The sequence below is a fragment of the Streptomyces orinoci genome (assembly GCF_003121295.1).
Classification (GTDB): Bacteria; Actinomycetota; Actinomycetes; order Streptomycetales; family Streptomycetaceae; genus Streptomyces; species Streptomyces orinoci.
This window is the reverse complement of the sequence record NZ_PHNC01000038.1, coordinates 90,744-103,443: the sequence shown is the minus strand read 5'-3', so window position 1 is coordinate 103,443 and position 12,700 is coordinate 90,744. Positions and strand designations below refer to the sequence as shown.

The 12,700-nt window shown below is 71.4% G+C and carries 9 protein-coding genes; 8 read left to right on the top strand and 1 reads right to left on the bottom strand.

The window, feature by feature from the left end:
- Positions 1-60 precede the first annotated feature (60 nt).
- On the top strand, positions 61-1,383 hold the full coding sequence (locus CV755_RS32820; protein ID WP_109284483.1) for an MFS transporter: 1,323 nt from the start codon (positions 61-63) through the stop codon (positions 1,381-1,383).
- Here the strand turns inward: CV755_RS32820 and CV755_RS32815 are convergent.
- Positions 1,355-3,157 carry a glycoside hydrolase family 15 protein gene (locus CV755_RS32815; protein ID WP_109284481.1) on the bottom strand — a complete coding sequence of 601 codons (1,803 nt, stop codon included), beginning with the start codon at positions 3,155-3,157 and terminating at the stop codon, positions 1,355-1,357. The two genes, CV755_RS32820 and CV755_RS32815, sit on opposite strands and share 29 nt — an antisense overlap.
- Positions 3,158-3,565: 408 nt before the next feature.
- On the opposite strand from CV755_RS32815, the gene CV755_RS32810 reads away from it, so the two are divergent.
- The 7 genes from CV755_RS32810 (at position 3,566) to CV755_RS32780 (ending at position 12,605) form a co-directional block, all read left to right on the top strand.
- Positions 3,566-5,218 carry a CTP synthase gene (locus CV755_RS32810; protein WP_109284479.1) on the top strand — a complete coding sequence of 551 codons (1,653 nt, stop codon included), beginning with the start codon at positions 3,566-3,568 and terminating at the stop codon, positions 5,216-5,218.
- A 78-nt stretch (positions 5,219-5,296) separates the two neighbouring features.
- The gene (locus CV755_RS32805) at positions 5,297-5,923 is read left to right on the top strand and encodes an NUDIX domain-containing protein (protein WP_109284530.1); all 627 of its coding nucleotides are present in this window, start codon (positions 5,297-5,299) and stop codon (positions 5,921-5,923) included.
- Between the two features lie 130 nt (positions 5,924-6,053).
- Complete coding sequence (locus tag CV755_RS32800; RefSeq protein WP_422070630.1) at positions 6,054-8,120, top strand: AAA family ATPase; 2,067 nt, start codon at positions 6,054-6,056, stop codon at positions 8,118-8,120.
- A gap of 311 nt (positions 8,121-8,431) precedes the next feature.
- Positions 8,432-9,547, top strand: coding sequence for an alanine dehydrogenase (gene ald / locus CV755_RS32795; RefSeq protein WP_109284528.1), 1,116 nt, complete (start codon positions 8,432-8,434; stop codon positions 9,545-9,547).
- 321 nt (positions 9,548-9,868) lie between these two features.
- A complete protein-coding gene (locus CV755_RS32790; protein WP_109284475.1) occupies positions 9,869-10,987 on the top strand; it encodes a ParA family protein in 1,119 nt (372 codons plus the stop codon).
- A complete protein-coding gene (locus CV755_RS32785) occupies positions 10,972-11,466 on the top strand; it encodes a hypothetical protein (protein WP_193553529.1) in 495 nt (164 codons plus the stop codon). The genes CV755_RS32790 and CV755_RS32785 overlap by 16 nt, the downstream gene beginning before the upstream one ends.
- Positions 11,467-11,558: 92 nt before the next feature.
- A complete protein-coding gene (locus CV755_RS32780; protein WP_109284471.1) occupies positions 11,559-12,605 on the top strand; it encodes a segregation and condensation protein A in 1,047 nt (348 codons plus the stop codon).
- Positions 12,606-12,700 lie beyond the last annotated feature (95 nt).

Sequence of the window (12,700 nt, the reverse complement as noted above, 5' to 3'; positions counted from 1 at the left end):
TGTCCTGGGGGCTGTCGCCGGGGCTGCCGTCGGCGGGAGGCGGCTCCTACGCTGTGCCGCATGGCCCGAGCCGCCGCACGCGCCGATGAGCCCGAACGCCCCAACAAGCCTGATATATCCGGTATTTCACCCGATGTGGGGTCGCCGGACCGGGCCGCCGTACAGCGGCACACCGTCCGGGTGCTGATGACCGCGCAGGTGGTCGCCGGAATAGGCATGGGCTCGATGATCTCCTCCGGAGGGCTGCTGATCGAGCGGCTCAGCGGCTCCGCCGCCACCGCCGGGCTGGCCACCACGGTCACCACCCTGGGGGCGGCGCTGATCTCGGTGCCGCTGGCCGCGCTGTCCCGGGCGCGCGGACGACGGGCCGGGCTGGGCGCCGGCTGGCTGGTGGCCGCCGTGGGGGCGGTGACCGTACTGGTGGCCGCGGCGCTGGGCCAGGTGCCGCTGACCCTGCTGGGCATGCTGCTGATCGGCGCGGCCTCCGCCGCCAACCTGCAGTCCCGGTACGCGGCCACCGACCTGGCCGAGCCCGGCGGCCGGGCCGGGGCGCTGTCCATGGTGGTGTGGTCCACCACCGTGGGCAGTGTGCTGGGCCCCAATCTCAGCGGACCCGGCGAGGCGCTGGCCCCGGCGCTGGGCCTGCCCGGACCGGCGGGCACCTTTGTCTTCTCGGTGGCCGCCTTCCTGGCCGGCTGGGCGGTCATCCGGCTGCGGCTGCGCCCCGACCCGCTGCTGCTCGCCGGCGGGCCGGGAACGGAGCGGCGGCCGGCGCCGGAGCGCCTCGGCGTCCGGCTGCGCGGCGCCCTGCGGCAGGTGACGGCCTCGCCCGCCGCGCTCACCGGCCTGGGCGCCCTGGTGCTGGGTCATGCCGTGATGGTGTCGGTGATGACCATGACGCCCGTCCAACTGGCCCACCATGGCGCTTCGCTGAGCGTGGTGGGGCTCACCATCAGCCTGCATGTGGCCGGGATGTACGGGCTCTCCCCGCTGGTGGGGCGGCTGGCCGACCGGATCGGCCGGGTGCCGGTGATCCTGCTGGGGCAGGCGGTCTTTGTACTGGCCACCCTGCTGGCGGGCACCTCGGGAGGACGCCAACTTCCGGTGGCCGCCGGGCTGTTCCTGCTGGGGGTGGGCTGGTCCTGTGCCACGGTCGCCGGGTCCACCCTGCTCAGCGAGTCGGTGGACGCGGCGCACCGGCCGGAGGTGCAGGGGCTGTCGGACACCCTGATGAACCTGGTGGGGGCGGGCGGCGGCGCCCTCTCCGGCGCACTGACCGCCCTCTACGGCTACGGCGGGCTGAACGCCGCCGCAGCCGTACTGTCCGCCCCCGTCAGCGCGTTGGCGCTGTACTTCAGCCTCCGAAGGCGCTCGACGCGGTGAGCCGCAGCGCGGTGTCGATCAGCGGCACATGGCTGAACGCCTGCGGGAAGTTGCCCACTTGGCGCTTCAGGCGCGGGTCCCACTCCTCTGCCAGCAGCCCCAGATCGTTGCGCAGCGCCAGCAGCTTCTCGAAGAGCTGGCGGGCCTCGTCCACCCGGCCGATCATCGCCAGGTCGTCCGCCAGCCAGAACGAGCAGGCCAGAAAGGCCCCTTCGTCACCGGCCAGACCGTCCACCCCGGCTTCTTCGCCGGCGGTGGGGTAGCGCAGCACAAAGCCGTCGGGGGTGGACAGTTCGCGCTGGATGGCCTCGATGGTGCCGATCACCCGCTTGTCGTCCGGCGGCAGAAAGCCCATCTGCGGAATCAGCAGCAGCGAGGCATCCAGTTCCCTGGAGCCATAGGACTGGGTGAAGGTGTTGCGTTCCTTGTCGTAGCCCTTCTCGCAGACATCGCGGTGGATGTCCTCGCGCAGCTCGCGCCAGCGCTCCAGCGGCCCGTCCACATCACCGGACTCGATCAGCTTGATGGTGCGGTCCACCGCCACCCAGGCCATCACCTTGGAGTGGACGAAGTGGCGGCGCGGGCCGCGTACCTCCCAGATGCCCTCGTCCGGCTCGTTCCAGTGGTCCTCCAGATAGCTGATCAGCCGCAGCTGGAGCAGCGAGGCGTAGTCGTTGCGGGCCAGACCGGTCATATGGGCCAGGTGCAGGGCCTCGGTGACCTCGCCGTAGACGTCCAGCTGGAGCTGGTTGGCGGCGCCATTGCCGATGCGCACCGGCTGGGAGTTCTCATAGCCCGGCAGCCAGGGCAGCTCCGCCTCGCCCAGTTCCCGCTCGCCCGCGATGCCATACATGATCTGGAGGTTCTCCGGGTCACCGGCCACTGCCCGCAGCAGCCACTCGCGCCAGGCGCGGGCCTCCTCGCGGTAGCCGGTGCGCAGCAGCGAGGACAGGGTGATCGCGGCGTCCCGCAGCCAGGTGAAGCGGTAGTCCCAGTTCCGGACGCCGCCGATCTCCTCCGGCAGCGAGGTGGTGGGGGCGGCCACGATGCCGCCGGTGGGGGCGTAGGTGAGCGCCTTGAGGGTGATCAGCGAGCGGACCACCGCGTCCCGGTAGGGGCCGTGGTACGTACAGTGCGCCACCCACTCCCGCCAGAAGTCCTCGGTGGCCTCCAGGGCGGCCTCCGGCTCGGGCAGCCCGGGGGGCTCCCGGTGCGAGGGCTGCCAGCTCATGGTGAAGGCCACGCGCTCACCGGGGGAGACGGTGAAGTCGGAGTAGGTGGTGAGGTCCTTGCCGAAGGTGTCGGCGGTGGTGTCCAGCCAGACCGAGTCCGGCCCGGCGACGGCCACCGTGCGGTCGCCCACCTTGTGCACCCAGGGCACCACCCGGCCGTAGGAGAAGCGCAGCCGCATCGCCGAGCGCATCGGCACCCGCCCGCTGACGCCCTCCACAATGCGGATCAGCTGCGGAGCGCCATCACGCGGCGGCATGAAGTCAATGATCCGGACCGTGCCGCGGGCGGTGTCCCACTCGGACTCCAGCACCAGCGAGTCGCCCCGGTAACGGCGCCGGTCGGCCCGCGGCGGCGCCGCCCCCGAGGGGTGCGCCGGGCCGATGCGCCAATAACCGTGCTCCTCGGTGCCCAGCAGACCGGCGAACGCCGCATGGGAGTCGAACCGGGGCAGGCACAGCCAGTCGGCGGTGCCGTCCCGGCAGACCAGGGCGGCGGTCTGCATATCACCGATGAGTGCGTAATCCTCGATACGCCCGGCCACGTCATCTCCAGTCGAACGGCAATCGTTGCCCCGAAGGGCCTCTTGCGGTCAAGCGATCTTTAGACGAGCTCTTGTTCCGGAATGGGGTCTCCGCCCGGATAGGTGCGTCTGGCGGAGGGCGGGATGGTGCCGTGCCGGCCGGCTCGCTGCGTGTGTCCGAGCAGAATACGACGCTGAGTTGGGACACGCGCGACGGTTGGCGGGGAATCTGTGCCGAATGGGTGGCCTGTGACGCAGGGGTCGCCGGGCCGTCGCGCCGCGTCACCGGGCGCGCCCGCCCCGGGGCGCTGATACCCTGGTAGCCCGTGGACCGGTGGGAGTAAGACCCCCGAACCGCAGCGACGGCGCCCCCGGAATTCCGGGTGGCCGCCATGACGCACCTCACCTCGCGACCACGGGAGACCCCCTTTGGCTATTGCCGCAAAGCCCACGACGACCAAGCACCTCTTCGTCACCGGCGGTGTTGCTTCCTCGCTCGGCAAGGGGTTGACCGCCTCCAGCCTGGGGGCGCTGCTCAAGGCGCGGGGTCTGCGGGTGACGATGCAGAAGCTCGACCCGTACCTGAACGTCGATCCGGGCACCATGAACCCGTTCCAGCACGGCGAGGTGTTCGTCACCAATGACGGCGCCGAGACCGACCTGGACATCGGCCACTATGAGCGTTTCCTGGATGTGGACCTGGACGGCTCGGCCAATGTGACCACCGGCCAGGTGTACTCCTCGGTGATCGCCAAGGAGCGGCGGGGTGAGTACCTGGGCGACACGGTGCAGGTCATCCCGCACATCACCAATGAGATCAAGCACCGGATCCGCCGGATGGCCACCGAGGACGTGGATGTGGTCATCACCGAGGTCGGCGGCACCGTCGGTGACATCGAGTCGCTGCCCTTCCTGGAGACCGTCCGTCAGGTCCGTCACGAGGTCGGCCGGGACAACGTCTTTGTGGTGCACATCTCGCTGCTGCCCTACATCGGCCCCTCCGGCGAGCTGAAGACCAAGCCCACCCAGCACAGCGTGGCCGCGCTGCGCAATATCGGCATCCAGCCGGACGCCATTGTGCTGCGCGCCGACCGCGAGGTGCCCACCGCCATCAAGCGCAAGATCAGCCTGATGTGCGATGTGGACGAGGACGCGGTGGTCGCCGCCATCGACGCCAAGTCGATCTATGACATCCCCAAGGTGCTGCACTCCGAGGGTCTGGACGCCTATGTGGTGCGCAAGCTGGACCTGCCCTTCCGCGATGTGGACTGGGCCCAGTGGGACGACCTGCTGGACCGCGTCCACAACCCCGACCACGAGGTGACGGTCGCGCTGGTCGGCAAGTACATCGACCTGCCGGACGCCTATCTGTCGGTGACCGAGGCCATCCGGGCCGGCGGCTTCGCCAACAAGGCCCGGGTGAAGATCAAGTGGGTCACCTCGGACGACTGCAAGACCCCCGCCGGGGCCAAGAAGCAGCTCGGTGACGTGGACGCCATCTGCATCCCCGGCGGCTTCGGCGAGCGCGGTGTGGACGGCAAGGTCGGCGCCATCACCTACGCCCGGGAGAACAAGGTCCCGCTGCTGGGCCTGTGCCTGGGTCTGCAGTGCGTGGTCATCGAGGCCGCCCGCAACCTGGCCGGCATCGAGGGCGCCAACTCCACCGAGTTCGACCCGGCCGCCGCGCACCCGGTGATCTCCACCATGGCCGAGCAGATGGACATCGTCTCCGGCGAGGGTGACCTGGGCGGCACCATGCGCCTGGGCATGTACCCGGCCAAGCTGGCCGAGGGCTCCATCGTCCGCGAGGTCTACGGCGACGCCCCGTACGTCGAGGAGCGCCACCGCCACCGCTACGAGGTCAACAACGCCTACCGGGCCGAGCTGGAGAAGAAGGCCGGGATCTCCTTCTGCGGCACCTCGCCGGACAACAAGCTGGTGGAGTACGTGGAGTACCCGCGGGAGGTCCACCCCTACCTGGTGGCCACCCAGGCCCACCCCGAGCTGCGCTCCCGCCCGACCCGCCCGCACCCGCTCTTCGCCGGCCTGGTGAAGGCGGCCGTCGAGCGCCAGCAGGGCTGACCTATACGGTGGACCGGGGTGAGCGCCTCCCGCACGGAGGCCCTCACCCCGGTTTTCGCTTTTCTGGAGGACGTGGAGATGCGCATCAAGGACACCGCCGAGAGCTGGCGGGTCACCGCCACCGAGACGCCGTTCACCGGCAACAAGACCAGCGTGCGCACCGATGTGGTGGTGATGCCGGACGGCTCCACCGTCAAGCGGGACTACCAGGTGCACCCCGGTTCGGTCGCCGTGGTGGCGCTGGACGAGCAGGGGCGGGTGGTGGTGATCAACCAGTACCGGCACCCGGTGCGGCAGAAGCTCTGGGAGATCCCGGCCGGGCTGCTGGACGTCCCCGGCGAGAACCCGCTGCGGGCCGCCCAGCGGGAGCTGTACGAAGAGGCGCACATCAAGGCCGAGGACTGGCGGGTGCTGACCGATGTCTACACCTCTCCGGGCGGCTGTGACGAGGCGGTGCGCATCTTCCTCGCCCGGGACCTGTCCGCGGCGGAGGGCGAGCGCTTCGAGGTCTTCGAGGAGGAGGCCGAGATGGAGCTGGCCCGGGTGCCCCTCGCGGACCTGGTGCGCGGCATCCTCGCGGGCGAACTGCACAACACCTGTCTGACGGTGGGGGTGCTCTCGCTGGCCGCCGCGCTGGCCGGGGACGGTCTGGACGCGCTGCGGCCGGCCGAGTCGCCATGGCCCGCACGGCCGTTCGAGTCCTGACCTTGTGACGGGCGGTCCGCCGGCCCCGCGCGGACCGCGCACCGGACTTAACCGAATAGGTGATGTTCGCAGGAAGCGGTTAGCGTTCACCCGGCCCGGCCCGCCCGTGAACTAGGCTCGGCCTGTGCACGTGGAGGACGGGACGCAACGTACGGCGGGCGGCAGGGCGGGCGCCACCTCCACCGCGACCACGCTCATCGGCGCCTCCTCCCGCTTCGTCGGCCGTGGCCGGGAGCTCAAGGAACTGCGCGAGGACATCGCCCGGGCCGGTCTGGACACCCTCTCCGGCCGCAAACGCCCCTGCAGCCGGGTGCTGCTGATCGCGGGGCGCCCGGGCTCCGGCCGTACGGCGCTCGCCGAGCAGTTCGCGCGGCAGCTGGAGCAGGAGTACCCCGACGGGGTGCTGCGCGCCCGGCTCACGGACGCCGATGGCACGCCGGTGCCCACCGACCGCACCGCCCGTGCCCTGCTGGCCGAGCTGGGCCGGCCCGCCCGGGCCGGTGCCGACGAGGACGAGCTGGCCGAGGCGCTGCGGGCCGCCCTCAGCGGGCGGCGGGTGCTGCTGATCCTGGATGACGCGGCGGGCGCCGAGCAGGTGGAGCCGCTGCTTCCGGATGAGCCGGACTGCCTGGTCGTGGCCGTCTCCCAGGGCCCGCTGACCGGAGTGCCGGACGTCCGGCCGTGCGCCCTGGGCGGGCTGGAGCCGCCCGCCGGGATCGAGCTGCTGGAGTGGTACGCCGGTCCCACCCGGATCACCTGTGACCCGATGGCCGCGGGCGCGGTGGTGGAGGAGTGCGCGGGACAGCCCGCCGCCCTGGTGCTGGTCGGCGGCTGGCTGGCGGCCCACCCCAAGATGTCGGTGGCCGACGCCGCCCGGCGGCTGCGGGCGCTGCCGGTGCCGGAGGCGTACCAGGGCACCGCCCGGCCGCTGGCCCGGGCCCTGTGGCTGGCCCATGAGGCGCTGCCCGCGCTCTCCGCCCGGATCCTGCGCCTGCTGGCGCTGGCCCCGGCCGGACCGGCCGACGCCCATACCGCCTCCGCGCTGGCCGGCTGCTCGCTGTCCGCCGCCCAGTCCGCGCTGGAGGACTTTGTCGCCCGGGGGCTGCTGCGGCCGGTGCCGGTGGACGGGCTGCCCGGCGCCCCCGGGGCGCTGCCCGCGCAGTACCAGGTGCCGGGCTGTCTGGCGCCGATGCTGCGGGCGCTGCTGGAGACCTGGGAGCGGCCCGCCGAGGTGGAGCTGGCGCGGGCCAGGATGCTGGAACGGGTGGTGCGCCAGCTGCACTCCTGCCGGGCCGCCGCCGAACTGGACAATCCCTCGGTGCGCAAGCGGGTCGCCGAACTGCCCCGGCCGCTGCGCTTCCCCTCCTCCCGGGTGGCCGGGGAGTGGCTGCGCTCCCGGCTGCCCGCGCTGCTGGCGGCCGCCCGGCTGGCGGTGCAGGACGGGCGGCTGGACACCCTGGCCAGACGCCTGGTCTCGGCGCTGACCCGGGCGCTCACCGCGCATCTGGCCCCCGAGGAGGCCGCGGCCGAGCTGTATGGGCTGCACCAGCTGGTGCTGAGCGTGGCCGAACGCTGCGAGATGCCGCTGGAGAAGGCGGCCGCGCTGCTCAACCTGGGCGATCTGGATGTCCGGGCCGGGCGCACCGGCGCCGCGCTGCTGCGGTACCGGGAGGCGCTGCAGGCCGCGCGCCGCTCCGGTGACCCCTATGCCATCAGCCGCTCCCTGGAGTCGGTCGCCGCCGCCTACCAGGAGCTGGGCGACGGCCAGCGGGCGGCCGACTGGTACGGCAGGGCACTGGAGTTGCGGCTCACCCGGGGTGAACTCGCCGACCAGGCGAGGCTTTACGGGCGCCGGGGCGCGGTGCACACCCAGGCCGGGCTGTGGGGCGAGGCGCTGCGCGACTGGCGGGCGGCGGCGGCGGTCAGCCGGCGGCTGCGTGATCTGCCGGGCCAGGTAAGGGCGTTGAGCGAGATCGCGCGGGTGCAGGAGCTGGCGGGGCGGGTGCAGGACGCTGCGCGTACGGCTGCTGAGGCGGTCGAGAATGCCCGTTTCGCCGGGGACGAGCAGTTGCAGGCAACGGTGCTGCTGCGGTTGGCCGAAGTTCTGGAGCGGGCGGGGGATCCGGCTGCTGCCGCGCTGCACCGGGAGGCTGCGGGAGCGCTGCTCCCGACGCAGGACGCGCCTGCGGCGCGTTGAGCCCCACCCACGCAGCACCCGTGACTCTTGTCCGCGAGGGTGGGCTTTCCTTCGTCGGCTGACCGCCGTCGGCGGCTGCGGATGGCCGCCGGCGGACCGGTGATGGGCCACGGGGAGCCCCTTACTCCGGGTACAAGTCCGGCGACCTAAGAAATCAGCGGCGTACGCCGCAAAAATTTGTGCTTTGTAAGGCTAGACAGCGTGAGGTCCTTCATTAGACTGGGTGTGCCGCGATCGCCGCGGTCTGCTCTGGTGTGCCCCTGCATATCCGGATTAACCTGAAATTCCCTGATTCAAGGACCGTGATCGACGTGAAGGTCGGCATCCCCCGCGAGGTCAAGAACAACGAGTTCCGCGTGGCCATCACCCCGGCCGGCGTCCACGAGCTGGTGCGCAACGGCCACCAGGTCTTCGTGGAGAAGGGCGCCGGAGTCGGCTCCTCCATCACCGACGCCGAGTACACGGCGGCGGGCGCGTCCATACTGGACACCGCCGATGAGGTCTGGGCCACCGCCGACCTCCTGCTGAAGGTCAAGGAGCCGATCGCGGAGGAGTACCACCGTCTCCGCAAGGGCCAGACCCTCTTCACCTATCTGCACCTGGCCGCCTCCCGGGAGTGCACGGACGCCCTGCTGCAGTCCGGCACCACCGCCATCGCCTATGAGACGGTCGAGCTCGCCAACCGCGCGCTGCCGCTGCTCGCCCCGATGTCCGAGGTCGCGGGCCGGCTGGCCCCGCAGGTCGGCGCGTACCACCTGATGCGCTCGGCCGGCGGCCGCGGCGTGCTGCCGGGCGGTGTGCCGGGCACCCACGCGGGCAAGGCCGTGGTCATCGGCGCCGGTGTCTCCGGCTGGAACGCCACCCAGATCGCGGTCGGCCTGGGCTTCCATGTCACCCTGCTGGACAAGGACATCAACAAGCTCCGCGAGGCCGACAAGGTCTTCGGTACCAAGGTGCAGACCATCGTCTCCAACGCCTTTGAGCTGGAGAAGGCCTGTGTCGAGGCCGACCTGGTCATCGGCGCGGTGCTGATCCCCGGCGCCAAGGCCCCCAAGCTGGTCACCAACGAGCTGGTCGCCAAGATGAAGCCCGGAAGTGTACTTGTCGACATTGCGATCGACCAGGGCGGCTGCTTCGAGGACTCCCGGCCGACCACCCACACCGAGCCGACCTTCACCGTCCATGACTCGGTCTTCTACTGCGTGGCCAACATGCCGGGCGCGGTGCCCAACACCTCCACCTATGCGCTGACCAACGCCACCCTCCCCTACATCGTGGAACTGGCCAACCGCGGCTGGCAGGAGGCGCTCAGCCGGGACGCCGCCCTGGCCAAGGGTCTCAACACCCATGAGGGACAGGTCGTTTACGGTCCGGTCGCCGAGGCGCACGGTCTGCCCTGCGTCGAGCTGAGCACGCTGCTCGGCTGAGGCATCAACTCCGCCACGGCGGGAAAAACCATTCGGCAGGGTCTTGCTCGGCGAGGCCCTGCCGGGCTTTTTTCCGTACCGTCCACGCGATGTCAAAAAGTGCGGGTGATGGGCGGAACACCCTTGACAGAAGGGCGTTCGATTGCCGACACATCGTGCCGTCTCCGGCGGATTGTGTTGCTGCGAACCGCCGACACGCCATAGAGTCGCCAACCGTCGGCATGGTGCCACGCTGACCTATCTAGATGTTTCCTGGTCACCAAGGAGGTAGGACGACTTGTGAATGAGTCGACATTTGCTCCCGGGGGTGGTCACCCAGGAATGCCTGCGCAGGACCGGAGTCACACCACCGGACTCCAAGCTGTCGGCTCCGTCGCTGTCCACACCTTCGCAGCCCACCAGAACCCGACAGCCCACCAGAGCATGATGGACGGTCAACACGTGAACGCCATGGCCGGTGACCGCGGCGGTGATCCCGCCCGTCTCGCCGACTACGAGGAAGTTCCCGAAGGGCACTTCTACGACCCCGACGCCGAATACGAGCCGGACCCCGAGTACGCGGCCACGCTCGCGCCGGACGCCGCTCGCCAGCGCCGCGAGCGCATCGGTCCCACCGGCCGGCCGCTGCCGTACTTCCCGATCCCGGGCCCGCTGACCGACCACGGCCCGGCGAAGATCATCGCGATGTGCAACCAGAAGGGCGGGGTCGGCAAGACCACCTCCACCATCAATCTGGGCGCCGCGCTGGCCGAGTACGGCCGCCGGGTGCTGCTGGTGGACTTCGACCCGCAGGGGGCGCTCTCCGTGGGGCTGGGCGTCAACCCCATGGAGCTGGATCTGACGGTCTACAACCTGCTGATGGAGCGGGGCATGTCGGCCGACGAGGTGCTGCTGAAGACCGCGGTGCCCAATATGGACCTGCTGCCCAGCAATATCGACCTGTCCGCCGCCGAGGTGCAGTTGGTCAGCGAGGTGGCCCGGGAGTCCACCCTGCAGCGGGCGCTCAAGCCGCTGATGTCCGACTACGACTACATCGTGATCGACTGTCAGCCCTCGCTGGGCCTGCTGACGGTGAACGCCCTGACGGCCGCTCACAAGGTCATCGTCCCGCTGGAGTGCGAGTTCTTCGCGCTGCGCGGGGTGGCGCTGCTCACCGAGACCATCGAGAAGGTCCAGGAGCGGCTCAACCCCGAGCTGGAGCTGGACGGCATCCTGGCCACCATGTACGACTCGCGGACGGTGCACAGCCGGGAGGTGCTGGCCCGGGTGGTGGAAGCCTTCGACGATCACGTCTACCACACCGTCATCGGCCGGACCGTCCGCTTTCCGGAGACCACCGTCGCCGGAGAGCCGATCACCACCTACGCGTCCAACTCCGTGGGCGCCGCCGCCTACCGTCAGCTGGCCAGGGAGGTGCTCGCCCGGTGTCACGCCGAGTGAGTCTGCCCGGCGCCGATGAGCTGTTCCGCACCACCGGCGGGGTGGGGCTGCAGTCCTCGTCCCCTCGTAAGAAGGTGAACGGCGAGGCGCCCGCGCGGGTGCCGGGGCCGGCCGCCGCGGAGCCCGCCGAGGCGGGGCGCGGGTCCGGTGCCGCCGCCAAGGAACAGCCCGAGGAGCGGCCCGCGGCCGCCGCCACCGGCCGTGGCGAGGCCCGCGCCGAGCCCGCCGCCCCGCGCCGCCGGGGACGGGCCGCCAACCGCCGGCCCAGCGGCCGGGAACGCCATGACGAGAAGATCACGGTCTATGTCTCCGCCGAGGAGCTGATGGACCTCGAGCACGCCCGGCTGGTGCTGCGCGGCGAGCATGGACTGGCCGTGGACCGCGGCCGGATCGTCCGGGAGGCCGTCGCGGTCGTCCTCGCCGATCTGGAAGCCCGCGGCGACGCGAGCATTCTGGTACGCCGCCTGCGCGGCCGCTGAGCCGCTTCGCCGATAGCCTGCCGTGCGCGGGCAATGGCCCGTACGCCCGTACCGCAGTCGGCCCCGCCCCAGCTTCCTTGGACCACTTCCGCATGCCCACCCCCACGCCCGCCGCTTCCCGACGCCGCCCGCTGGGCCGTGGCCCGGGCGGCCAGGCCGCGCCGGGTGCCGCCGAGCCGGAGGTGAGCGAAGCGGATCCGGCTCCCGACTCGACTTCGGACCCGACCCCGGACCAGGCACCCGAAGCGGCTCCGGATTCCGGTGCCGACGGCCGGTTCACCGTACGGCTGGCGAACTTCGAGGGGCCCTTCGACCTGCTGCTCCAGCTGATCGCCAAGCACAAGCTGGATGTCACCGAGGTCGCCCTGTCCAAGGTGACCGATGAGTTTATGGCCCATCTGCGGGCCATGGGGCCCGAGTTCGACCTCGACCAGACCACCGAGTTCCTGGTGGTGGCCGCCACGCTGCTGGACCTCAAGGCGGCCCGGCTGCTGCCCGCCGCCGAGGTGGAGGACGAGGCCGACCTGGCCCTGCTGGAGGCCCGCGACCTGCTGTTCGCCCGGCTGCTGCAGTACCGCGCGTACAAGCGGATCGCGGAGATCTTCAGCGAGCGGCTGGCGGTGGAGGGGCGCCGCCACCCCCGTACGGTCGGCCTGGAGCCGCAGCACGCGGAGCTGCTGCCCGAGGTGGTCCTGGGCATCGGCCCGCAGCGGCTGGCCGAGCTGGCGGTCAAGGCCATGCAGCCCAAGCCCAAGCCGCAGGTGTATGTGGACCATATCCACGCCCCGCTGGTCAGCGTCCGGGAGCAGGCCGAGGTCGTGGTGGCCCGGCTGCGGACGGAGGGTGAGGCCACCTTCGCCCGGCTCACCGCCGACGCTCCCGACACCCTGACCGTGGTGGCCCGCTTCCTGGCCCTGCTGGAGCTGTACCGGGAACGGGCGGTCGCCCTGGACCAGGAACAGGCCCTGGGCGAGCTCACCGTCCGCTGGACAGGGACGGAGGACACGGCGCCCCTGGTGACGGACGAGTTCGACCGGAGGCCGGAGGAACGGGAGCCGGACGGACCGGACGGCCCGGGAGCGGAGGAAGCGGAAGCGGGGGAACGGGCGGCGCGGACGGCAGAGGAGACAAGGGCGTGACGGACAACCGGACCGGGACGGGGACACCGGACGAGGCGGAGTGGCGCGCCGGGGCGGCGGCCGGGGCCGCCGTTCCCGGCGCCGGCCGGGAGGGA